This window comes from Amycolatopsis sp. NPDC005232, assembly GCF_040607795.1.
GTDB lineage: Bacteria > Actinomycetota > Actinomycetes > Mycobacteriales > Pseudonocardiaceae > Amycolatopsis.
The window spans coordinates 64,268-86,122 of sequence record NZ_JBEXHL010000032.1; the positions used below are offsets into that span (position 1 = coordinate 64,268).

The following is a 21,855-nucleotide window of genomic DNA, read 5'->3' on the forward strand; positions in this document are numbered from 1 at the left end:
AGTGTTCGTCATGACCCGAGTCGTGATCATCGGCGCCGGCATCGTGGGCGCCAACCTCGCCGACGAGCTCACCGCGCGCGGCTGGACCGACGTCACCGTGCTGGACCAGGGGCCGCTGCCGCTGACCGGTGGTTCCACCTCGCACGCGCCCGGTCTCGTGTTCCAGACCAACCCGTCGAAGACGATGACCGAGTTCGCGCGCTACACCGTCGAGAAGTTCAGCGGCCTGGACGTCGACGGGCTGCCGTGCTTCAACCAGGTCGGCGGCATGGAAGTGGCGAGCACGCCGGCGCGGTGGCACGACCTGCACCGCAAACACGGCTGGGCCACGTCGTGGGGCGTCGAGGCGCACCTCATCGATGTCGACGAGTGCGTGCGGCGCTGGCCGTTGCTCGACGGCTCGCGGATCCACGGCGCGCTGTACGTGCCGACCGACGGGCTGGCGAAGGCGTCGCGCGCGGTCGTCGCGCTGGCCCGCCGCGCCGAATCGCGGGGCGCGCGGTTCGTGGGCTCGACGAAGGTGACCGGGCTGAAGCATTCCGGCGGCCGGGTGACCGGCGTCGAGACGGACCACGGTGAGTTCTCCGCAGACATCGTGGTCTCGTGCGCCGGGTTCTGGGGGCGCGAACTCGGTGCGCTGGCGGGGATGTCCGTGCCGCTGCTGCCGCTCGCGCACCAGTACGTGAAGACGGGTCAGGTCGCGGAGCTGGTGGGCCGCAACACGGAGACGAGCGAGGCGAGCCTGCCGATCCTGCGCCACCAGGACCAGGACCTGTACTTCCGGGAGCACGTGGACCGGCTCGGCATCGGCTCGTACGCCCACCGGCCGATGCCCGTCGAACCCACCGGCGTGGACGGCGAGGTGACGGAGTCGTCGATGCCCTCGATGCTGCCGTTCACCGACGAGGACTTCGCACCCTCGTGGGAGGAGAGCAAGCTGCTGCTGCCCGCGCTCGGCCGCACGAAGGTCGAGGAGGGGTTCAACGGCATCTTCTCCTTCACTCCCGACGGCGGTTCGCTGGTGGGGGAGTCCGAGCATGTGCGCGGGTTCTGGATCGCCGAGGCGGTGTGGGTGACGCATTCGGCCGGCATCGCGAAGGCCGTGGCGGAATTGCTCGTGCACGGTCGTTCGGAGACCGATCTGCACGAGGTGGACGTGCACCGGTTCGAGGAGGTGCAGCTCGCGCCGGAGTACGTGAGCGAGACGTCGCAGCAGAACTTCGTGGAGATCTACGACGTGCTGCACCCGTTGCAGCCCAAGCTTTCGCCGCGTGACCTGCGGGTGAGCCCGTTCAACGTCCGGCAGCGCGAGCTGGGCGCGGTGTTCCTGGAGGCGGGCGGCTGGGAGCGGCCGCACTGGTTCGAGGCCAACGCGCCGCTGGTGAAATGCCTGCCGCACGAGTACCTGCCGCCGGCGCGCGACGCGTGGGCGGGGCAGTTCCACTCGTCGATCGTGGCGGCGGAGGCGTGGCACACGCGCAACGGGGTGGCGCTGTACGACATGACGCCGCTCAAGCGTGTGGAGGTGAGCGGGCCGGGCGCGCTGGAGTTCTTGCAGGGGCTGACGACGAACCAGCTCGACAAGTCCGTGGGTTCGGTGACCTACACGCTGATGCTCGACGATGCCGGTGGCGTGCGCAGTGATGTGACGGTGGCGCGGCTGGAGCCTTCGGTGTTCCAGGTCGGGATCAACGGGAACATCGATGTCGCGTACCTGAACTCGCTGGTGCCTGACGGGGTCCGGGTCCGGGACATCACCGGGGGCACGTGCTGCGTCGGCGTCTGGGGACCGCTCGCGCGCGACCTGGTGCAGCCGTTGTCGGCGGAGGACTTCTCGCACGCGGGTCTCAAGTACTTCCGAGCGCGCTCGGCGCGGATCGCCGGGGTGCCGGTGACGGCGATGCGACTGTCCTATGTGGGCGAGCTCGGCTGGGAGATCTACACGTCGGCGGACAACGGGCTGCGGCTGTGGGACGCGTTGTGGGCGGCGGGACAGGAGCTCGGTGTGATCGCGGCCGGGCGGGCGGCGTTCAACAGCTTGCGACTGGAGAAGGGCTACCGGCTGTGGGGCACCGACATGACCACCGAGCACGATCCGTACGAGGCCGGGGTCGGGTTCGCCGTTCGCCCGGCGAAAGGTCCGTTCACAGGACGGGAGGCGATCGAGGGCCGTTCGGAGGAGACGGCCGCGCGGCGGTTGCGGTGCCTGACAGTGGACGACGGGCGGACGGTGGTGCTGGGCAAGGAACCGGTGTTCGCTGCCGGCGCTGCTGCGGGTTACGTGACCAGCGCGGCGTACGGCTACACGGTCGGGCGGCCGATCGCGTACGCGTGGCTGCCGGGGACCGTCGGCATCGGCGACGCGGTGGAGATCGAGTACTTCGGGCGGCGGGTCGCGGCGACGGTGGCCGCGGAGCCGTTGGTCGACCCGGGTATGGAACGAATTCGCCGCTGAGAGGGATTTCCATGCGGGATCAGATCATGAGCGAGTTTCTGAAGTCCCTGGCGAGGCCGCCGGTGGGGTCCGCGGTAACGGCCGGCGGGACCGTCGCGGCCCTCGCGTTGGCTCAGGCCGCGGCCCTGCTGGCGCGCACCGGCGGCGGGGATGGCGGCAGTTGGCTGCGCCGCACGGGTCCGGTGCCGGCGCTGGGGGTGGACGAACTCGTCTCGCGGGCGGAGCGGATCACGGCGGCGGTGCGGAGTGGTCTAACTAACCAACTGGTTGGTTGACGAACGTCGGGGATCGGTGTCTGATGGAGAGGTAGGCACGAACTCCCGGAAGGCACTCATGTCCAAGACCTGGCTCATCACCGGCAGCTCCCGCGGCTTCGGGCGGGAGCTGGCGAAAGCAGTCCTCGACCACGGCGACCGGCTCGTCGCGACCGCTCGCAAGCCCGAACAGCTCGACGACCTGCTCGCCCAGTACGGCGACCGCGTGCGCGCCATCGCCCTCGACGTCACCGACCCGGCGGCCGCCCGCGCGGCCGTGCAAGCGGCGGTGGACGCGTTCGGCTCGCTCGACGTCGTGGTGAACAACGCCGGCTACGCCAACTCCGCACCCATCGAAGAAATGCCCGACGACGACTTCCGCGCCCAGGTGGACGCGAACTTCTACGGCGTCGTCAACGTCACCAAGGCCGCCCTGCCGATCCTGCGCGCCCAGCGTTCGGGGCACCTCGTGCAGTTCTCGTCGGTCGGCGGCCGCGTCGGCGGCTCGCCCGGTATGGGCGCGTACCAGGCCGCGAAGTTCGCGGTCGAGGGCTTCTCGGAGGTGCTGGCCAACGAGGTCGCCCCCTTCGGCGTCAAGGTCCTCATTATCGAGCCCGGCGCGTTCCGCACCGACTGGGCCGGCTCGTCCATGCGCGTCGACCCGGTGACCCCCGACTACGACGAGACCGTCGGCGCGATGAACCGCCGCCGCACCGACTCCGCCACCTGGCCCGGCGACCCCGCCCGCGCCGCCAAGATCATCGTCGACGTCGTCGACCACGCCGACCCGCCCCGCCGCCTCCTGCTGGGCGCCGGCGCGGTGGAGCTGGCCGCTCGGTCCTCAGCGGAACGCGCGGCCGAGGCCGAGAAGTGGGCCGACGTGAGCCGCTCGGCGGACTTCCCTCCGGGGGAGTGATTCCGCCCCTTCGAAGCACCCGCGGCGCCGGCGCGGAGCACTAGCATCGGTCGCATGAGTCGACGTGCTGGGCCGGACCGGTGAGGGCCTTCGTCGTCACCGGGCCTGGCGTGGCCGGGGTGGCCGAGGTGCCGGAGCCGGTCGCGGTGATGGGCGAGGTCGTGGTGGCCGTGGAGCGCGCGGGGGTGTGCGGTACGGACTTCGAGTTCTTCACCGGCGAGATGCACTACCTCGGCGACGGCCAGGCGCGCTACCCGATGCGGATCGGGCACGAGTGGTGCGGCACCGTGGTCGAGACGGGTGAGGGCGTGCATCCCGCATGGGTGGGGCGGCGGGTCGTCGGCGACACGATGCTCGGGTGCGGGCACTGCCGGCGGTGCCGCGACGGCCACCAGCACGTGTGCGCGGACCGGCAGGAAGTCGGGATCCGTGGCGGGCGGGCCGGGGCGCTGGCGGAGAAGATCGCGGTGCCGGTGACGTCGCTGCACGAGGTGCCCCCGCACCTCGACGCGACGGCGGGCGCGCTGGTCGAGCCGGGCGGGAACGCGCTGCGGGCGTCGCAGGCCGCGTTGGGCGAGAAGGACGGCATGCGGGTCGCGGTCTACGGGCCGGGCACGATCGGGCTGCTCACCGCGATGTTCCTGCGCGCGGCCGGCGCCGAGGTCCACCTGGTCGGCGCCACGGCCGACTCGATCGCCTTCGCGCGTGAGCTGGGGTTCTCCGCGGCCGCGGAGCCGCCCGCGTCGCCGGTGGACGCGGTCGTGGACGCCACCAGCGACCCGGCCGTCCCGGCGGCCGCGCTGGAGCTGGTGGAGCCGTCGGGCCGGATCGTCTACATCGGACTCGCCGGTGAGCCCAGCGGGATCGACACGCGGCAGCTGGCCCTCAAGGACGTGACGGCCGTCGGGATCCTCAGCGCGTCGCCCGGCCTGGAGGCGGCGATCGACCGCTACGCCGACGGGGATGTCAACCCGCGGCCGATCGTCGCGGCGACGGTCGGGCTTCACGAGGTCGCCGACGTCTTCGCCGGACGCCGCCCGCCGGGCGCGGGGCCGAAGATCCTGGTCGACCCGAACCGGACGTGAAGGCCGGTCCGTGGGCATGGGTCGGGGGACCGCGCCCACGGACCGGGGTCAGGCGAGGTACTCCGCGGCCGCGCGCAGGCTCACGTACGAGCCGCTGAACGTGTCGATCCGCGGCCCCGTGCTCGACGGTCCGGGCACGCCGGTCTCGACGCGGATGTAGTCCACATCGGACAGTTCCGCGAGGAACGCGAGCACCGCCGGGTGCCGGTGTGCCTCGCGCGTCACCACGACCACGCTCGCGAAGTCACGAGCCTCCGAACGCACCGACGCGGCGTCCGCCGGGGACGCCGTCAGAGCCCGGGTGCCCGGCACCAGGTCGGTCAGGTGCGGGCCCAGGCCCCACGGCATCGGCCCCGCCGCGATCGTCGGGTCGGTGCTCACGTCGACGACCAGCGGCGCACCCGCCAGCCGCGGCGAGCCCTGGATCCGCAGGGCCGCGCGAGCCGCCGAGAGGCCCAGCGCGTAGTCGACCGGCTGCGGCTCGGCGGGCGTCGGCGAGGTGCCCAGCGCCGCCGTCCGGGCGGCCGCGTCCGCGAGCCGTTCCGCGGACAGCGTCCCGTCCGAAACCGCGGCCACGATCGCAGACGTGATGGCGTCCAACGTGTCCGCCTCGAACGCCGCCCCGCCGATGCACAACGCGTCCGCGCCCGCGGCCAGTGCGCGGACGGCCGCGCTGCCGAGCCCGTCGTGCCGGCCGTAGGAGCCGGAGACCGCGCCCATCTCCAGCGCGTCCGTGATCACCGCGCCGTCGAAGCCCAGCTCGCCACGCAGCACCTCGGTGAGCGCGACACGGTTCAAAGTCGCCGGTTCGTCGCCCCACGCCCGCACTACGAGGTGGCCCGACATGATCGACCGCACGCCCGCCGAGATCGCCGCGGCGAACGGAACGAGCTCGATCTCCCGCAGTTCGTCGACCGTCCGCGGCAGCACAGGCAGCGAAACGTGCGAATCCTCCGTCGCCGCACCGTGGCCGGGGAAATGCTTCGCGCACGCGGCCACGCCGTACTTCTGCAGCCCCGTCACGAATGCCGCGACGTGCGGCGACGCCTTCGCCGGGTCCGACCCGAACGCGCGCACCCCGATGATCGGGTCCTCCGCCGCGAGCGTGAGGTCCGCGCACGGCGCCAGGTTCACCGTCACGCCGCACGCGGCCAACCGCTCGCCGAGCGCCGCCGCGACCGCCGTGGTGAGCTCCGGGTCGTCGGCCGCGCCCAGCGCGAGCGGGCCGGGCACGAACGAGCCGGTGTTCACATCGAGGCGGGTGACGTCGCCGCCCTCCTCGTCGATGCCGACCACCACGTCGTCGCGTTCGGCCCGCAGCGCCGAGGTCAACGCCGCCACCTGCTCGTCGTCGACCACGTTGCGCCCGAACAGGATCACGCCGCCGAGGCCCTCGCCCAGGCGCCGCCGCAACCAGTCCGGCGCCGTCGTGCCCGCGAAACCGGGCAGCAGCACCGCTTCCGCCCAAGCCCGAGGATCAGTCATCGCTCACCCCTTCACCGCGCCGGCGGTCAGGCCGGACACCAGCTTGCGCTGCACGATCAGGAAGAAGATCAGCGCCGGCACCGCGTACACCGCCGAAGCCGCCATGATCGCACCCCAGTCGACCGAGAACGCGGTCCTGAACGACGAGAGCCACACCGGCAGCGTCTGCTTGTTCGGGTCGTGGATGAACACCAGCGCGAACAGGAACTCGTTCCAGGCGGTGATGAAGCTGAACACCGACGTGGTCACCAGCCCCGGCCCGAGCAGCGGCAGCGTCACGCGGCGGAACGCGCCGGCGCGGCTGCAGCCGTCGATCATGGCCGACTCTTCGAGGTCGTACGGGATGCCGTTGATGAAGCCGTAGAGCATCCAGACGGTGAAGGGCAGCGACGTCGCGAAGTACACCAGCAGCAGCGAAGGCAGCGTGTCGAGCAGCCCGATGTCGCGCATCAGCAGGTACATCGGGATGAACAGCGCCGAGAGCGGTGCCAGCTGCGCGACCAGGATCAGCAGCAGGAACCCCTTGCGCCCGCGGAAGCGGAACCGCGCGAGCGGGATCGCCGCCAGCACTCCGACCACGAGGGCCGCGATCACGGCGCCGAGGGTGACGATGAGGCTGTTGGTCAGGTACGTCACGAACCCCGGCTTGGTGAGCGCGGAGACGAAGTTCTCGAGCGTCGCCGAGGAGGGGAGCAGGTCGTACTTCGGCGAGAGCACCTCGCCGGGCGTCTTCAGCGACGTGGTGAACATCCAGTACGTCGGGAAGAAGAACACCAGCGCGATGAGCACGCCGACCACCGAGAGCGTGATCCGCTGGGTCAGGGACTTCTTCACGCGAGTTCACCGTCCTTCGAGCGCACCAGCAACTGCACGTAGCGCGCGGTGACCAGCAGCAGGATCACCAGCATGATCGTGGCGATGGCCGCGGCCGAGCCGAAGTGGCTGCCCGCGATGCCCTTGAGGTACTGCAGGATCGCGAGCGTCGTGCTCGCGCCGTCGGGCCCGCCCTGGCGGATGGCCCAGATCTGGCCGAACATGTTGAAGTCCCACAGCACCGACAGGAACGTGACCATCGTCAGGATCGGGCGGATCGCGGGCCAGCTGACCGCGCGGAACGTCTGCCACGGCCCGGCGCCGTCGATGCCGGCGGCCTCGTACTGCTCGCGCGGCACGCCGATCAGGCCCGCGTAGAGCGTGAACGCCACGAACGGCGCGGCCTGCCACAGCACCAGCAGCCCGACGACCGTCATCGTGCTCACCCCGGTGGAGAACCACGAGTAGCCGATGAACGAGTGGAACCCCAGCCGGTCCAGCGTCTTGTTCAGGATCCCGTACTGCTGGTCGAAGATCCACTGGAACACCGTGGTCGTCGCGATCACCGGCACGGCCCAGGCGAGCACGAGCGAGATCTGCAGGAGGATCCGGACCACCGGGTTGAGGTGGCGCATGAGCACCGCGATGACCAGCGCGACCAGCAGCGTGGCGGCCACCAGCAGGGCGGTGAACACGATGGTCCGGACGGCGACCGCCCAGAAGTCCGGGTCCGTCAGCTCCTCGGTGTAGTTGTCGAACCCGACCCACACGGCCTTGCCGGTCACCAGCTCGTGCAGGTCGAGCTTGCGCAGGCTGATGCCGAGCATCTGGATCGTGGGCCAGCCGAGCAGCACCAGGACGGCGACGAGGGCGGGCAGGAGCAACAGATAAGGCGTGGCCCGCTCGCCGAACCCACCCCGGCGGCGCGGTTTCGCGGGAGTGACGCGCGCCGATGCCGGCGGGGTGGCCCCCGCCGGCATCGGCATGTCTTTGGTGGCGGTCATCCGCCGATGATCTTGTCGAGGGCGGCGTTGGCGTCAGCCGTGGCCTGGTCGATCGACTTCTTCCCGGTCAGGTACGCCGTCAACATGTCCTTCAGCGGGTTCTGGCCCGATTCGACCTCGCCCCACTTCGGGCTGGTGGGCACGGCGCGCCCGTTCTTCGAGGCCTTCGCCATCACGCCGCCGAGCGGGTCCTTGTCCAGCGCGCTGGTGTCGGTCGAGGTGCCCGGCACGTAGCCGGCGGCGGCCATCTGGCTCATGTACTTGGTGCTGGTGAGCAGCTTCAGGTACTCCTTGGCGAGGTCCGCGTGCTTGCTGTTGAGCGGGATCACCAGGTTCGAGCCGCCGAGGAACACCGGGGCCGTCTGGCCGGCGGTCTTGCTCGGGATCGGGAACGCGCCGGTCTTGTCGGTGATGCTCGGGTCGGTCTTCGCGGCCGTGGCGACCTCGCCCGGCGTGCCGATGAACATCGCGACCTTGCCGCCGCCGTAGATGCCGGCCTGCTGCGGCGTGGCCTCGTCGTTGTCCTTCGGCGCGGTGGTGCCGGAGGCGTCCACGAGCTGCTTGTAGAACTCGAGACCCGCCTTTGCACCGGCCGAGTCGAGCGTCGACTTGAAGCCCTTGCCGTCGGCCTGGGCGACGTCGCCGCCGTTGTCCCAAATGAACGACAGCAGGGTGTACCAGTACTGACCCGGCAGGTAGAGGGGCTGGAAGTCCTTGTCGCTGCCGAACTTCGCCTTCAGCTTGGCGATGTCGTCGAGCCACTCCGCGTTCGAGGTCGGCGGTGCGGTGATACCGGCTTGGGCGAACATGTCCTTGCGGTAGAGGACCTCGCGGTTGGCGGCGTAGAACGGCACGCCGTAGGTCTTGCCCTCGAACTCGCCCGAGGCCTTGAGTCCGGTCAGCCACTGCGCGCCGTTGAAGCTGTTGACGTCGGCGGAGAGGTCGGTGAGCACCTCGTCGGAGGCGAACGCCGGGGTCTGGGTGTTGCCGACCTCGATCACGTCGGGCGGGGTGTCACTCGCGAGCGCGGTGGTCAGCTTCTGCTGGATGCCGTTCCACGGCTGGATCTGGTAGTTGACCTTGACCCCGGCGTGGGCCGCCTCGAACTCCTTGTTGAGGGCACCCGTGAGGCTGTCCGGCGCGGAGCCGTCCATGAGCCAGACCGTGAGCGTGCCACCGTCCGAACCACCCGAGCCGGACGCGGTGTCACCGCCGCCCGAACCGGCACACCCGGCTGTCGCGAGGGTGAGGGCGGCGGCACCCGCCGCCAGTTTGAGCCAGCGCTTCACTTGTCTGTCCTTTCGGTGTCCGGCCCCCAGGCCGGTCGAGTGACAAATGGTGTAGACCAATGTTGAGCAGAGTGGTCCGGACCACAGCTGGTGTCAAGCCGGTTGCCAAGACGTTGTAAACGCGACGGAGAGTTTGACGCTGCGTGTCCGGCCGGTTACCAGCGTGCGGCGCAAAAGTGCAGGTGGCGCACCGGAAAACCTTTACCGGGCAGGGTTTGTCTCGCCGTGGCGGTTGTTCGTGAAGACCTCGCCGGAGTGCGGGACGCGGACAGAAGCTGTCCGCGAGACGGGGCGCGACCCGGTCCAGTGGTACGGGCTGGTCCGCCTGAAAGGCGGGCGGCAAGAAATCGGCGCGGCTCGGGCAAGGCCGAGAGTGGACATCGGCCCCGCGATCGTACGGAAGCCCGCGATCGGGATTCGGGTGGGCGAGTCCCGCTAGCCGGGACGCCGCGAAAACGAGTGCTGCGCAAGGGGTTGACACACGAAAAGGGCCCCGCCCGGCGGGTGCCGGGCGGGGCCGTGGTGCGCTCCCCGAGCGGGTCAGGGTCGACCGTTCGGTGGTTGACCGAGCGGTGCGGGATTGGTCAGCGCTGGGTCGTCGAGTGCTGGACCGGTCAGTGGTTGACCTTGAACCACGGCTGCGACCAGCCGAGGTAGGTCTGGCCCCACGAGCTCTTGATCTCCGAGATCGTGGTCTGGGTGTAGCTGCCCGCGCCGTGGATGTCGTTCGACAGGAACTGGCCGCCGCCGATCGAGATCATGGTGTGGCCCGCGCCGCCGTTGGAGAAGAAGGCGAGCCCGCCGGCCGGCACGTTCTGGTCACCGGCGTGCTTGTACTGCGCGGGGATCTGGGTCCAGTGCACGTACGCGGTCTCGGAACCGCTGGCGGAGAACCCGTAGTTCTGGGCGTTGATGCGGTCGCACCAGCCGTCGTAGGAGGCGACGTTGTTGGTGTGCACGCGGGTCTTGGCGTAGGCCACGGCCTGCGCGCAGGTCTTCGCGTCACCGAGCCCGGTGGTGGAGCAGGTGCTCTGCGGCGGCGTCGGCACGCCGGTGCAGTCCGGGGCGATGCGGCCGTCGGAACCGGTGTAGACGTAGGTGTCGGTGATGTAGCCGCCCTTTGCCGCGACGTGGTCCCAGATATTGCTGGTGCCGTACTTGCCGGTCACCGTGTCGCCGGTGGTCTGGCAGTCGATGACCACGGCGGTGCCGTCGGCGATGGTGCCGACGGAGCTCGCGCCGGTGCCGGGCGCCGAACGCACGGTGAGCGGCGCGCCGGAGTCGGTGTGCACGGTGCCGTTGGCGTCGGCGGCCAGCGCCGGCGCGATGCCCGACAGCGTCAGCGCCGCGGCGAACGCGACCAGGCCCAGCGTGCGTTTCGCGATTCTCATCCTCGGTCCTCCTGATCCCCAGTGGGTGTGGGAACCAGGTTCGCCCGAGCCGATACACGCGCCGTACAAATGCGTTCGCGGCGGCCGTGAACCCCGGACAATCCGGACGCGCGGTCAGCCCTTGCGGGGGTGGCCCGACTTGCGCCGCGGCACGTAGTCGCGGCTGTCGCCCTGGATCAGCCGCGAGCGCAACGTGGTGAGCAGCTCCGAGGTCTGGTTGGCGTGGTCCTCGTCGCGCGAGGCCAGCCCGAGCAGCAGCGCGTCCGCCAGCACCTCGGCGCTGAGCATCTCGCCGGTGAAGTTGCTGGGGGAGTGCGTGGCCTGCAGGGCCACGGCCACGCGGTCGCCGAAGACGGGTGCGAGCGAGTCGGTGATCAGCAGCGTGTGGGCGCCGACCTCGCGCGTGCGGTCGAGCAGCACCTCGATGTCGCCGAGCAGCCGGCTCGGCAGGAACAGCACCACGACGTCGCCCTCGCCGAGGCCGAGCAGGTCGTCGGCGAGGCGGAAGCCGGTGGCGCCGCTGGCGCGGGCGCGACGGCCCATCCGGCCCAGGCGCAGCGCGACGTACCCGGCGAGGAAGCTCGACGGGCCGATGCCGAAGGCCAGCACCTCGCGCGCGCCGGCCAGCAGGTCCACGGCCTTCTCGAAGTCCTCCTCCGAAATGAGGCGCCAGGTCTCGGCCAGCCGCTCGGTCGCCTCGGTGAACACGCGCGCGAGCACGGTCGTGGGCTCGCCGGTGGGCTCGCCGATCTGGCGGTGGCGCAGCTCGATCGACGGGCTGGTCTCGGTGACCACCTGCCGGGCGAGGTGCTGGCGCATGTCGGCCAGGCCGCTGTAGCCGAGCGTCTTGGCGGTGCGGACCACGGTGGCGTCGCTCGTACCCGTGGCCGAGCCGATCTGCTCGGCGGTGGCGAAGATCGCCTCGCGTGCGTGGTGGCGCAGGTACTCGGCGACGGCGCGCTCGGCCCGCGACATCCCGGCGAGGCGGCCGGTGATCCGCTCGGTGAGCGAATCGCCGCCGTCAGCGGGGGTGGCGTCGTCGGGCATCGGATCACTCTCCTGTCGGCTCGCCTGCATCGTAGTGGTCCGCGGTGCCGTCGTGTGCGGGACCACAGTGGACGGTGTGGCGCGCCCCTGTGATCCGCGGCGCGGGTTGCCCTCCGGGAATGCGGTGACTAGGGTTCGAGTTAGTCATTGTTAGTGACTAATTCGAACCGGGGAGCTGACGATGTCGGTGATCGAGCTGACGACCTTCACGGTCCGGCCCGACCGGACGCGGGCGATGCTGGATGCCCGCCCCGGCATGGTGGAGGCCTTCCGCCGGGACCGGCGCGGGTTCGTGTCGGCGCGCCTGGTGCGGGTGTCCGAGGACACTTGGCTGGACTTCGTCGAGTGGACCGACGACACGGCCTGGGACGCCTCGCGCGCGAAGGGTGCGAACCAGCCGGAGATCGCCGCGTTCTTCGCGACGCTGGACACTCTGGTGAGCTCCGAGCGGGGCGTGCGCTACGACGACCCGGCGGGCGCGAGGGTCCGGACCATTGCCTATGGGCCTTCTCCGTCGCAGGTGGGGGAGCTGTACCTGCCTGAGGGAGCCGGGCCGTTCCCGGTGGTGGTGCTCGCCCACGGCGGGTTCTGGACGGCGCTGTATGACCGTCGCCAGATGACCCGTCTCGCCGACGACCTCGTCGCGCGCGGGTATGCGGTGTGGAACGTCGAGTACCGCCGCCTGGGCGAATCCGGCGGCGGCTGGCCGGGCACGTTCACCGACTTCGCCGCGGCGGTGGACGCCGTCGCCACCCTCGACCCTGCGCTCGACGTCTCGCGTGTCGTCCTCGTCGGCCACTCCGCCGGCGGCCAGCTCTCGGCCTGGGCCGCCGGCCGTTCGGCCCTGCCCACCGGCGCACCGGGCGCGGACCCCAGGGTCACGCCCGCCGCCGTCGTGTCACTTGCCGGTGTCCTGGACCTGCGCGGCGCGGCCGACGCCCGCCTCGGCCGCGAACTGGCCGATCCTGATCTGCCGGCCCCGGCCGGTGCCCCCGTCGAAGCGGACCCCGCGCACGTTACGGCCGTCGCCGCCCTCGCCGGCGCCGGCCTGGTCCCCGCCCTCCTCGGCGGCACCCCGGCCACCGTCCCGGACCGCTACGCCCTCGCCACGCCGGCCGGCACGGGCGTCCCCCTGCTGGTCGTGCACGGCGACGCGGACGAGATCATCCCGGCGGCCCAGGCGCGCAGCCCGTACGCGGAGGAGACGATCGACGTCGCGGGCGCGGGCCACTTCGAGGTGATCGACCCGGCGAACCCGTCGTGGGCGCGCGTGGTGGCGTGGCTGGAGACGAAGCCGGCCGGGTGAACTCCGACCGGCCCCGGTTATCCGGGCTGGGTACCTCGCCACTGCCGACCAGTCGCAGCCTGGCGCGGTGCGGCTCGGCGGTGTCCGATCTCGGAGTGGCCGCGCCGGGCCCGTGGCAGGTGATCGGCGGGGGAGCTCGGCCGGGTGATCGGGGCCGGTCGCTACGCTGCCGGACATGACCACCACTCGTCCGGCTTTGCGGGGGTTGCCCGGGTTCGTGCTCGTCGTGCGGTTCTGCACGGAGCTGGCCCTGCTGGCGGGCCTCGCGGTCGCCGGGGCACGGCTGGGTGGGAGTGTGCTGCTGGACATCGTCGGCGGGGTGCTGTGGCCGGTGCTGGCCGGGGCGATCTGGGCGCTCGTCGTGGCCCCCAAGGCGCCGCGGCGGGCGCCGGAGCCGACGCGGTTCATCCTGGAGTTCGCGTTGTTCGCGGCGGCGGCCGTGGCGCTGGCGGCGTCCGGGCTGCTGATCGCCGGGATCGTGCTCGCGGTGGTCGGCGTGGCGACGGCGGTCGCGGTGCGGGTCTTCGCCAAGGACTCCTAGCCGGAAGCCCTGGTTGTGGTGCCTCAGTCGAGCCGGTCCAGGACGTCCAGGTCGGCGCGGGTCAGCGAGTTCGTGGTGATCGCCAGCTCCGTCAGCAGGTTGTGGTTGAGCGAGTTGCCGATCGGCTCCGGCACCTCCGTGCGCTTGAGCCCGCGCACGCCCTGACCCGAGAGCCGCTCGCGCACGGTCGCGATCACGCGGTCGACCTTCCGCACGTCCCACTCGCCGCCCGGCTCGAGCGCGCCCATGATCTCGGCGACGTGGCCGCGGCTCATGGGCTGCGGCTGGACCTCCCGCCGCAGGTACTGCTGGCCGAGCACCGTGAGCACGAGCCGCTGGGCGGCGGTGAGGTCCCACTGCCGGCCGGGCAGCGTCGGGCCGGTGACGGGCATCGGCCGGTTGTGGTCGGGCGCGTTCACGCGGACCTCGAGCGGGTGCTTGCGCCCGCCGGAGCCGACCACGAGCAGCGTGGTGAAGCCCGCAGGCAGCGGCTCGGGCTCGTCGTCGGAGTGCAGCAGCCGCGTGGGGGAGAACTCGATCGGCGTGTGGCCGGAGTTGCTCAGCAGCCACCAGCCCCGCCGGTACGTCAGCGCGCCGTGCTCCCGGCTCACGCGCGGGTCGTCCTCGCCGACCTTGACACCGTCCGGCCCGGGTTGGCGCCCGAACGGCAGCCGTGCGTACTCGGCGGGCAGCACGACGGCCGTGCCCGCCAGGCCGCGGACCACGACGGCGCCTGGGGTTTCGGCCGCGGGGTTGTCAGCGGGGAAGGAGGTCACCTCGGGTCCTCTCGAATCGGGGACCGGTCCCGTCGCAGGCCGGTACGGTGCGCGCATGGATCTTCGCACCACTGCCCGGGCGGCCGCCGCCCCCGTGGCCGCCGCGGCTCTGCTCGGCGCTCTCTCCGCGTGCGGGAGCGACGCCGCCCCCGTGGCACCGGCGGCGTCGGCGTCCGCGCCGGCCTCTTCCTCTTCGGTCGCTCCGCCCTCGACATCGGTGCCCGACCGCGAGCCGCACACCCTCGTGCTCAACGCGACGGGCGAGGGCAAGCTGACCCAGATCAAGTACACGCTCGACGGCGAGACGAAGCAGACCGGCGCGGTGACCCTGCCGTGGCGCCAGTCGCTCACCGTGCCGGCCGACGGCAAACCGCACCAGTGGACGCTCGAGATCTCCTACGCGGGCGGCACCAAGGGCACCGTCGACATGTTCTCGATCGTCGACGGCAAGGAGAGCATCCACACGGGTGCGGGCAGCGCGGGTTCGCCCGGCTCGCACATCAGCGGCAGCGCGTCCGTCGGCGGGACCGTGCAGGGCTGAGGACCCGCGCTCACACCGGTCCGGCGTCGTGGGACCACCAGTCGATCAGCGCGAACGGATCGTTGCCGCGGTGGGCGATCGCCTCGATGGCCGTCGCGTCGTCCGTCCACTTGAGCACGCGCTCGCCGCCGGGATCCTCGGTCGCGCAGGAGAGCCGGCCTGTGCGCCCGGCGCGGGAGTACGGCCGGTCGCCCGAGAAGTCCTTCGGCAGGCTCGTGCACGCGGCGTCACTGTCGCCGGTGCTGTTGAAGACCTGGCGCATCGTCGCGGCGTCCGGCAGCTGGTAGTAGACCACCAGCCCGGCGCCGCTCGTCCGTCCACACGCGACAGCGGCGAGCGCGGTCACCGCACCGAGGTCCTGCCACTTCTGGTCCGCGGACGGGCGCACGCAGTTGAGCCGCGACTGCTGCGGCACGTGCTGCAGCAGCGCGCGCTCGGCGTCGGTCGGGAACGCCGGCGCGGCGTGGGCGTTCACCTCGCTCACGATCCGGCTCAGCGGCGCGAGGTGCCACTGAGACCACCACCCGCCGACGGCGCCGGGCGAGGAACCCGTGACGTGGCCGATCATCGAGAACGCCTCGAGGCTCCAGTCCATCGCGACCGTGCCCTCGGGACCCGGGTGGCACAGCACCTGCCCGAGGTCCACGCTGAGCCAGTCGAACCGCGTCGTGCCGAGGAAAGCGCCGCCCGGGCACCCGCTCCCACTGGGCGCCTTGGCCGAGCCGACGAGACCGGTGAACGCCGAGCGCAGCGCCGCTACGTCGGCGAACCGGAAGTACGAAACCTGACGCGCGCCCGTGCCCTGCGGGGTGCAGGTGATCCCCGCGACGGCACCGGGATACGCGTCGAGGTCCGCGGGTGCGGCGCGCCGGCACGCTGAGCCGGCGGCGACGTCGAGCACGGCCTTTTCGTCCGGGGTGGGGAACGCGGCCGGCGCCCAGCCCGTCCAGCCGGCCCACGCCTTGCGCAGCGCGGCGTCGTCGGGTGCTTCGGCGCGGCTGACGGTGCGGGCCTTCTCGTCGGTCCAGACCACGGTCGCCGTGCCGTCGCGATCCTGGCACAGCACGCGGCCGCGCACGGGTCCGGTCGCGGGGTAACGGTGTTCGCCGCCCGTCGCGGCGGCGCAGTCGCCTTGGTTCGCTTCGACGCCCGCACGTGTGACGGCCTCGGCGTACGCGGCCGTGACCTGCTGCGGAGTCGCGTAGAGCGCCGTGGTCGCCGCCTGCCCGGACGCGTCGTGGCACGTCACCGTGGCGGTCGCGCCGGCCACGGGCTGGTTCGCGGCGGCGCACCCGTCGCGCAGGGCCGTGGGTACGCGGGCCAGCGTCGAGTCCGCGGTGCCCGGCGAACCGCCGGTGGTGAACCACAGTACGAGCGACGCCACCACCACGAGCGCGGCGGCCGGGATGCCCACCGCCTGCCACCGGCGCTTGCGGCGCCCGGCCCGTTCGGCCGCCTCGGTGGTGGCCACGAGATCGTCGACGAGCTCCGCACACGTGCGGTGCCGCTGGGCCGGATCGCGGTCGAGGGCCCGGCGCAGCGCGGCGACGCCGGGGTGCGCGAAGTCGGCGTGGTGGTGCGGCGGACTGCCGGAGAGGCATTCGTAGAGCACGCACGCCAGCGCGTACACGTCGGCCGCCGCCCCGACCGGCCGGCCCTCGCGTTGCTCCGGGGCCGCGTAGTTCATCGTGCCGAGGAACCCGCCGGTCGCGGTGAGCCGCGTCAGGTCGAGGTTGCGTGCGATGCCGAAGTCGCACAGGTACACACCACCGGTCGCGTCTTCGAGCAGGATGTTGCCCGGCTTCACGTCGCGGTGCACGAGGTTGCGGGCGTGCGCGGCGTCCAGCGCCGCGCCGACCCCGCGCCCGATCGCCACCGTCTGCTCGAACGACAGCGCGCCGCGGCGGTGGATCAGCCGCGCGAGGTTCGTGCCGAGCACGAACTGCATCGCGAGGTACCCGAGGTGCCCGTCGGCGGAGAACCCGGCGTCGTAGGACGCGACGATGTGCGGGTGGTCCAGGGCCAGCGCGATGCTCGTCTCACGCTCGAAGCGCCGGCGGAACCCCGGCTCGGCCATGAACTCCGGCCCGACGACCTTGAGCGCGACGGGCCGCTTCGCCACTAGGTCGTAGGCCTCGAAGACCTCGCTCATGTTCGTTTTGGCGAGCTGGCGCAGCAGCCGGTAACGGGGCAGCCGGCCGGTGATGTCCGGCCGGTCGAGCGTCGGTGCTTCCGTCTCGTCCACTTCTTCGTCCCCCGAGGTGCGCCGGGGGAGCTTAACCGGTGGCGCGCGGATGCCGCTCGGCCTGGCAGGTCGCGGCCGCGCGCCAGGGTTGCGTCCCGCGCGGTGGTGGATGAAACTCCGGGCTATGCCGAGCCCGTTCAGCGCCGAAACCGGCGAAGCGATCCAGCACGCGCGTCAGCACTCCGTCGGTGACCTCCTCCGGCGCACGGCCGCGCGGTACCCGGACAAGCTCGCCGTGGTCGACGGGGAGCGGCGGCTGAGCTTCGCGGAGTTCGACGCGGCCGTGAACCGCTGCGCCCACCGCCTCGCCGAGCGCGGTCTCGTCAAAGGCGACCGGCTCGCGCTGCTGAGCCACAACTGCCTGCAGTACGTGGTGCTGGCGTTCGCGACGGCCCGGCTCGGCGTGGTGCTCGTGCCCGTCAACTTCATGCTCGGCGCCGACGAGATCGCCTACATCCTCGGCCACGCCGGCGTGTCCGGGCTGGTCGCTGAAGACGCGCTCCTGGCCACCGGGGCGGCGGCGCTGGAGCGCGCGGGGCTCGGCGGCGGGGTGCGCGGCCGCATCGGCGGCACCGCTGAGGACTGGGAAGATGTCGACGCCTGGATCGACGGCCCTGGCGACGAGACCGAGCCCGGTGTGGCCGTCGCCGACGACGACCCGCTGCGGCTGATGTACACCTCCGGGACCGAGTCGCGGCCGAAAGGCGTGCTGCTCTCGAGCCGTTCGCTGATCGCGCAGTACGTGTCGTGCGTGATCGACGGCGGCATGAGCGCCGACGACGTCGAGGTCCACTCCCTGCCGCTCTACCACTGCGCGCAGCTCGACTGCTTCTTCTCCGTGGACGTCTACCTCGGCGCCACCAGCGTGATCCTGCCCGGCCCGGACCCGGCCGCGCTGCTGGCGGCCGTCGAGCGCGAGCGCGCCACGAAGCTGTTCGCGCCGCCGACGGTGTGGATCTCGCTGCTGCGCCACCCGGCGTTCGACACCACCGATCTCTCCAGCCTGCGCAAGGGCTACTACGGCGCCTCGGCGATGCCGGTCGAGGTCCTGCGCGAGCTGGCCCGGCGGCTGCCCGACGTCGAGTTCTGGAACTTCTACGGCCAGACCGAGATGGCGCCGCTGGCCACGATCCTGCGTCCGCACGAGCAGCTGCCGAAGGCCGGTTCGGCGGGCCGGGCTTCGCTCAATGTCGAGACGCGCATCGTCGACGAGGACGGCCGCGCGCTGCCGCCGGGGGAGATCGGCGAGATCGTGCACCGCAGCCCGCACGCGACGCTCGGCTACTACGAGGACGAGGAGAAGACGGCCGGCGCGTTCGCCGGTGGCTGGTTCCACTCCGGCGACCTCGGCGTGCTCGACGACGAGGGCTACCTGTCCGTGGTGGACCGCAAGAAGGACATGATCAAGACCGGCGGGGAGAACGTCGCGAGCCGCGAGGTGGAAGAAGCCCTCTACCGCCTGGACGGCGTCGCCGAGGTCGCCGTGTTCGGCGTCGCGCACCCGCGCTGGATCGAGGCGGTGACGGCGGCCGTCGTCCCGCGCGAGGGCGTGGAGCTGACCGCCGAGGCCGTGCTCGCCCACGCGCGCGAGCACCTGGCCGGCTACAAGTGCCCGAAATACGTGGTCTTCACCGACGCGTTGCCGAAGAACCCGAGCGGGAAGATCGTGAAGCGCACTTTGCGCGACACCCACGCGGACCTCGCCGCGGAGGAGCAGGGCGCTCAGCCGTCGGGCACTCAGTCTTTGGGCGCTCGGTCTTTGGGTACTCAGTCGCCTGGTGCCGTCAGGTAGCGCTGCGCGACGGCCTTGTTGTAGCGGCTCAGCAGCGAGCCGAACGAGCGCAGATCCTCTTCGCTCCAGTCGCCGAGCAGCTCCGCGGCCGCGTTGCGGCGGCGCGACTGCGTCACCCGCATGCGGTGGCGGCCCTCGTCCGTGGGCGTGAGGATGCTGCGCCGACGGTCGGCGGCCGAGGGGCTGCGTTCGACGAGCCCTTTGCCGAGCAACACCGAACCCTGCCTGCCGACGGTGGACGGGTCTAGACCGAGTGCCCCGGCGAGCGTTCCCACGTCCGCCGAACCCAGTTCGTCCAAAGTGCGCAGCAGCAGGTACTCCGCTTGGTCCAGTTCGGCGTACGCGTCGGTGCGTCGGCGCAGCAGTTCGAAGTTGCGCACGAGCACCGCCGTGGCCAGTTCGAGCACGTCGAGTGTGTCGCCGGTCTCGGCGAGCCGATCCGCGAGCTTCGAGGCTGCGAAAGTCGGTTCGATCACTCGGAACTCCAAACCCCTGTATGACACCGGTATTTATCGGTATCATACCGGTGATCACTCCGAACGCACGGGAAGGCGGGTTTTGTGCTGCCCACGGCCAGGGAGTTCCGCGACAGGGTCGTCGCTTCGGATCCGGGTCTCAACCGGTTGAGATCGGCCGGTTCGGCGACCATCGGCATGGCCAGCGCCCTGGCGGTGGAGTACCTCGTGGCCAAGCTCACCGGCGCCGACGCCATGGGCACACTCACCTCGATGCTGCTCGGCGCGGTCGTCGGGATGATGGGCGCGATGGCGCTCGGTGACGGCAGCCGGTGGGTGAAGACCCGCACGGCCGCGTTCTTCCCGGTCGCGCTCGGCACCGGTATGACGCTCGGCGTGCTCGTCGGCAACAACGGCACCCTGATGCTCGTCGTGTTCGTGCTGGTGATGTTCATGTCGGTGTACGTCCGCAAGTTCGGCGGGCCGTTCTTCTTCTACGGCTTCATGGGCTGGATGGGCTACTTCTTCGCAGCGTTCCTGCACGCGACGTTCGCGACGCTGCCGAGCCTGCTGCTCGCCGTGGTCGTCGCGAGCGCGTGGCTGCTGCTGCTGTTCGTCACCGTGCTGCGGACCAACACCACGAAGACGCTGCGCCGCGTGCTGCGCGCGTTCGACGCGCGCGGCCGGGCCGTGGCGCGTGCGTGTGCCGACCTGCTGGCCAACCGCGAGCCCAAGCAGGAGGTGCGGTTGCGCCGGCGGCTGCAACGGCGGCAGGCGCGCCTGGCCGACACGGCGCTGATGGTCGAGGGCTGGTCGGCTCAGCCGGGCGCGGTGCCGCGCGGGCGTTCGGCGGCTTCGCTGCGGCGACAGATGGTCGACGCGCACCACCTGCTCGACGAGCTCGCCACGGCCGCGGACTCGTTGGTGCGCAGCGGTTCGGGCCTCACCGTGCTTGCGGCCGAGGTGGCCGACCGCCTGGCCCGCCGCGACGACCGCGGCGCGAGCGAGGTCGCCTACCGGCTCGCGGGGCACGCCGAGAGTGCCGGCGGTGCCGCGGGCGGCTGGTGGCCCGCGCGGCACTTCGCGGCGGCGGCCCTGGAGGTCGTGGCGGTGTTCGACGCCGCGCCGAAGCCCGAGGAGATCGCGGCCGAACCGGTGGACGACTTCGAGCCGGCCGTCGGGCTCGCGTTCGGCAACCTGCCCGGCTCGCCCGCCGCGGCGGGCGACGTGCCGGCTCGGCAGTCGAAGTGGAACCCCTTGGCGCGGCTGGACTTCATCACGCGGCAGGCGGTGCAGAGCGCGGTCGCGGGCGGGCTGGCGATCCTCATCGGCAAGGAACTGTCCGACGCGCGGTACTACTGGGCGGTGCTGGCGGCGTTCTTCATGTTCACCGGCACGGCCACGCGCACCGAGACGTTCATCAAGGGCTTCAACCGGGTGCTCGGCACACTCGTGGGGCTGCTCGCGTCGGTCGGGTTCGCCGAGCTGACCGCGGGCAACACCGCCGCCGTGCTGGTGACGATCTGCGGCGCGATGTTCTTCGGTTTCTACCTGATCCAGATCTCGTACGCGTACATGATCTTCTTCGTCACGATCATGGTCGGGCAGCTCTACAGCGTGCTCAACGAGTTCTCGGCGGGACTGCTCCTGCTCAGGCTCGAGGAGACCGCGGCCGGCGCCGTGGCGGGGCTGGTCGTCGCGGTGGTGGTGATCCCACTGTCCACCCGGGACACCGTGCGCAGCGCGCGGAACAACCTGCTGGCGGCCCTCGGCGACATCCTCAAGGCCGCGGCCGAGCGGCTGGAGCACGGCAAGGCCGTGGACCCCCAGCCCGATTTCGACGCCCTCGCGCGCGCCCTGGACCACCGCCGGTACCAGCTCGCGCTCGTCGCGCGGCCGCTGACCCGGCCCATCCTCGGCGGCACCGACTCGCCGAAGCGGCGGCACCGGCTTTCGCTCTACGCGGCGCTGGCCACGCACGGCCGCGCGCTCAGCGTCGCGGTCCGCTGGCCGGAAGGCACGTGCAGCGCGCACCCGGATGGCCCGGTCGCGGCGTGCGCCGCGCTGGCGGCGGCGGTGGAGGAGCTCGCCGCGACGCCGGTGGGCGCGCCCACCACAGCGGTGCGCGGTCCGCTGGCGAGCGCTGACGTGGCGTTGTTCGCGTACACACCGGCGGCGCCAGGGGATCGGGCGAAGGATCCGGTGCTGCTGGCGTTGAGCCACCTTTACCTGGTGCTGCGCGATCTGACGGCCACCGGCCCGATGGAGCTGCGTCCTTCGCCGGCACTCGCGTCGCCGGGGCCGCGGCTCTACCGGCAGATCCGGGCTGGGTTGCCGCCGGTGCCGGCCCCTGTGCCGACCGCCGTGCCGACCCGGGAAAACTGACATCCGCGCACGAACCGTGCCCTTCGCGACCTTCCTCTGAGACCGGCCGACGCGTTTCGGACGGCGGAGGCGCTA

The 21,855-nt window shown here is 71.7% G+C and carries 18 protein-coding genes; 9 read left to right on the plus strand and 9 right to left on the minus strand.

All coding sequences use genetic code 11. The features are described from left to right. The first annotated feature begins 10 nt into the window (after positions 1 to 10). The 4 genes from ABZU76_RS40280 to ABZU76_RS40295 all read left to right on the plus strand — a co-directional run bounded on the left by ABZU76_RS40280 (position 11) and on the right by ABZU76_RS40295 (position 4,710). Positions 11 to 2,455 carry an FAD-dependent oxidoreductase gene (locus ABZU76_RS40280; RefSeq protein ID WP_354880108.1) on the plus strand — a complete coding sequence of 815 codons (2,445 nt, stop codon included), beginning with the start codon at positions 11 to 13 and terminating at the stop codon, positions 2,453 to 2,455. An 11-nt stretch (positions 2,456 to 2,466) separates the two neighbouring features. Then, positions 2,467 to 2,730: a hypothetical protein gene (locus ABZU76_RS40285; protein ID WP_354880110.1), complete on the plus strand. Its 264-nt coding sequence runs from the start codon at positions 2,467 to 2,469 to the stop codon at positions 2,728 to 2,730. 58 nt (positions 2,731 to 2,788) lie between these two features. Beyond that, positions 2,789 to 3,625 (plus strand): oxidoreductase, encoded by an 837-nt coding sequence (locus tag ABZU76_RS40290; protein WP_354880113.1) that lies wholly within the window; start codon positions 2,789 to 2,791, stop codon positions 3,623 to 3,625. 80 nt (positions 3,626 to 3,705) lie between these two features. Beyond that, a complete protein-coding gene (locus tag ABZU76_RS40295; protein WP_354880116.1) occupies positions 3,706 to 4,710 on the plus strand; it encodes an alcohol dehydrogenase catalytic domain-containing protein in 1,005 nt (334 codons plus the stop codon). Between the two features lie 48 nt (positions 4,711 to 4,758). Here the strand turns inward: ABZU76_RS40295 and ABZU76_RS40300 are convergent, their stop codons facing one another. The 6 genes from ABZU76_RS40300 to ABZU76_RS40325 form a co-directional block, all read right to left on the minus strand. After that, positions 4,759 to 6,195, minus strand: a complete 1,437-nt coding sequence (locus tag ABZU76_RS40300; protein WP_354880119.1) for a glycoside hydrolase family 3 N-terminal domain-containing protein — start codon at positions 6,193 to 6,195, stop codon at positions 4,759 to 4,761. A gap of 3 nt (positions 6,196 to 6,198) precedes the next feature. Further along, entirely contained in the window at positions 6,199 to 7,029 is an 831-nt protein-coding gene (locus ABZU76_RS40305; protein WP_354880121.1) for a carbohydrate ABC transporter permease, read from the minus strand. Beyond that, positions 7,026 to 8,012, minus strand: coding sequence for a sugar ABC transporter permease (locus ABZU76_RS40310; protein WP_354880124.1), 987 nt, complete (start codon positions 8,010 to 8,012; stop codon positions 7,026 to 7,028). The genes ABZU76_RS40305 and ABZU76_RS40310 overlap by 4 nt, the downstream gene beginning before the upstream one ends. Next, on the minus strand, positions 8,009 to 9,301 hold the full coding sequence (locus ABZU76_RS40315) for a sugar ABC transporter substrate-binding protein (RefSeq protein WP_354880127.1): 1,293 nt from the start codon (positions 9,299 to 9,301) through the stop codon (positions 8,009 to 8,011). The genes ABZU76_RS40310 and ABZU76_RS40315 overlap by 4 nt, the downstream gene beginning before the upstream one ends. 614 nt (positions 9,302 to 9,915) lie before the next feature. Next, on the minus strand, positions 9,916 to 10,692 hold the full coding sequence (locus ABZU76_RS40320; RefSeq protein WP_220240548.1) for a hypothetical protein: 777 nt from the start codon (positions 10,690 to 10,692) through the stop codon (positions 9,916 to 9,918). Between the two features lie 114 nt (positions 10,693 to 10,806). Continuing rightward, a complete protein-coding gene (locus ABZU76_RS40325) occupies positions 10,807 to 11,739 on the minus strand; it encodes a MurR/RpiR family transcriptional regulator (protein WP_220240549.1) in 933 nt (310 codons plus the stop codon). A gap of 181 nt (positions 11,740 to 11,920) precedes the next feature. On the opposite strand from ABZU76_RS40325, the gene ABZU76_RS40330 reads away from it, so the two are divergent. Next, positions 11,921 to 13,045: an alpha/beta fold hydrolase gene (locus tag ABZU76_RS40330; RefSeq protein WP_354880130.1), complete on the plus strand. Its 1,125-nt coding sequence runs from the start codon at positions 11,921 to 11,923 to the stop codon at positions 13,043 to 13,045. 175 nt (positions 13,046 to 13,220) lie between these two features. Beyond that, a complete protein-coding gene (locus tag ABZU76_RS40335; RefSeq protein ID WP_354880133.1) occupies positions 13,221 to 13,586 on the plus strand; it encodes a YrdB family protein in 366 nt (121 codons plus the stop codon). Between the two features lie 23 nt (positions 13,587 to 13,609). On the opposite strand, the gene ABZU76_RS40340 is transcribed toward ABZU76_RS40335, so the two are convergent. Beyond that, entirely contained in the window at positions 13,610 to 14,362 is a 753-nt protein-coding gene (locus ABZU76_RS40340; RefSeq protein ID WP_354880136.1) for an FHA domain-containing protein, read from the minus strand. 55 nt (positions 14,363 to 14,417) lie between these two features. On the opposite strand from ABZU76_RS40340, the gene ABZU76_RS40345 reads away from it, so the two are divergent. Further along, complete coding sequence (locus tag ABZU76_RS40345; RefSeq protein ID WP_354880139.1) at positions 14,418 to 14,903, plus strand: hypothetical protein; 486 nt, start codon at positions 14,418 to 14,420, stop codon at positions 14,901 to 14,903. Between the two features lie 10 nt (positions 14,904 to 14,913). Here the strand turns inward: ABZU76_RS40345 and ABZU76_RS40350 are convergent, their stop codons facing one another. Next, positions 14,914 to 17,148 (minus strand): serine/threonine-protein kinase, encoded by a 2,235-nt coding sequence (locus tag ABZU76_RS40350; protein ID WP_354880142.1) that lies wholly within the window; start codon positions 17,146 to 17,148, stop codon positions 14,914 to 14,916. Between the two features lie 124 nt (positions 17,149 to 17,272). Between ABZU76_RS40350 and ABZU76_RS40355 the strand changes: the two genes are divergently transcribed. After that, positions 17,273 to 18,940: an acyl-CoA synthetase gene (locus ABZU76_RS40355; RefSeq protein ID WP_354880145.1), complete on the plus strand. Its 1,668-nt coding sequence runs from the start codon at positions 17,273 to 17,275 to the stop codon at positions 18,938 to 18,940. Here the strand turns inward: ABZU76_RS40355 and ABZU76_RS40360 are convergent. Then, on the minus strand, positions 18,916 to 19,416 hold the full coding sequence (locus ABZU76_RS40360) for a MarR family transcriptional regulator (RefSeq protein WP_354880148.1): 501 nt from the start codon (positions 19,414 to 19,416) through the stop codon (positions 18,916 to 18,918). The genes ABZU76_RS40355 and ABZU76_RS40360 overlap by 25 nt on opposite strands. 177 nt (positions 19,417 to 19,593) lie before the next feature. Between ABZU76_RS40360 and ABZU76_RS40365 the strand changes: the two genes are divergently transcribed. Next, complete coding sequence (locus tag ABZU76_RS40365; RefSeq protein WP_354880151.1) at positions 19,594 to 21,780, plus strand: FUSC family protein; 2,187 nt, start codon at positions 19,594 to 19,596, stop codon at positions 21,778 to 21,780. Positions 21,781 to 21,855 lie beyond the last annotated feature (75 nt).

Bases quoted from the DNA above. Each gene is read 5' to 3' on its own strand.
- ABZU76_RS40280 (WP_354880108.1), top strand. From the start codon at position 11: ATGACCCGAGTCGTGATCATCGGCGCCGGCATCGTGGGCGCCAACCTC.
- ABZU76_RS40285 (WP_354880110.1), top strand. From the start codon at position 2,467: ATGCGGGATCAGATCATGAGCGAGTTTCTGAAGTCCCTGGCGAGGCCG.
- ABZU76_RS40290 (WP_354880113.1), top strand. From the start codon at position 2,789: ATGTCCAAGACCTGGCTCATCACCGGCAGCTCCCGCGGCTTCGGGCGG.
- ABZU76_RS40300 (WP_354880119.1), bottom strand. From the start codon at position 6,195: ATGACTGATCCTCGGGCTTGGGCGGAAGCGGTGCTGCTGCCCGGTTTC.
- ABZU76_RS40310 (WP_354880124.1), bottom strand. From the start codon at position 8,012: ATGACCGCCACCAAAGACATGCCGATGCCGGCGGGGGCCACCCCGCCG.
- ABZU76_RS40320 (WP_220240548.1), bottom strand. From the start codon at position 10,692: ATGAGAATCGCGAAACGCACGCTGGGCCTGGTCGCGTTCGCCGCGGCG.
- ABZU76_RS40325 (WP_220240549.1), bottom strand. From the start codon at position 11,739: ATGCCCGACGACGCCACCCCCGCTGACGGCGGCGATTCGCTCACCGAG.
- ABZU76_RS40330 (WP_354880130.1), top strand. From the start codon at position 11,921: ATGTCGGTGATCGAGCTGACGACCTTCACGGTCCGGCCCGACCGGACG.
- ABZU76_RS40335 (WP_354880133.1), top strand. From the start codon at position 13,221: ATGACCACCACTCGTCCGGCTTTGCGGGGGTTGCCCGGGTTCGTGCTC.
- ABZU76_RS40345 (WP_354880139.1), top strand. From the start codon at position 14,418: ATGGATCTTCGCACCACTGCCCGGGCGGCCGCCGCCCCCGTGGCCGCC.
- ABZU76_RS40355 (WP_354880145.1), top strand. From the start codon at position 17,273: ATGCCGAGCCCGTTCAGCGCCGAAACCGGCGAAGCGATCCAGCACGCG.
- ABZU76_RS40365 (WP_354880151.1), top strand. From the start codon at position 19,594: ATGGCCAGCGCCCTGGCGGTGGAGTACCTCGTGGCCAAGCTCACCGGC.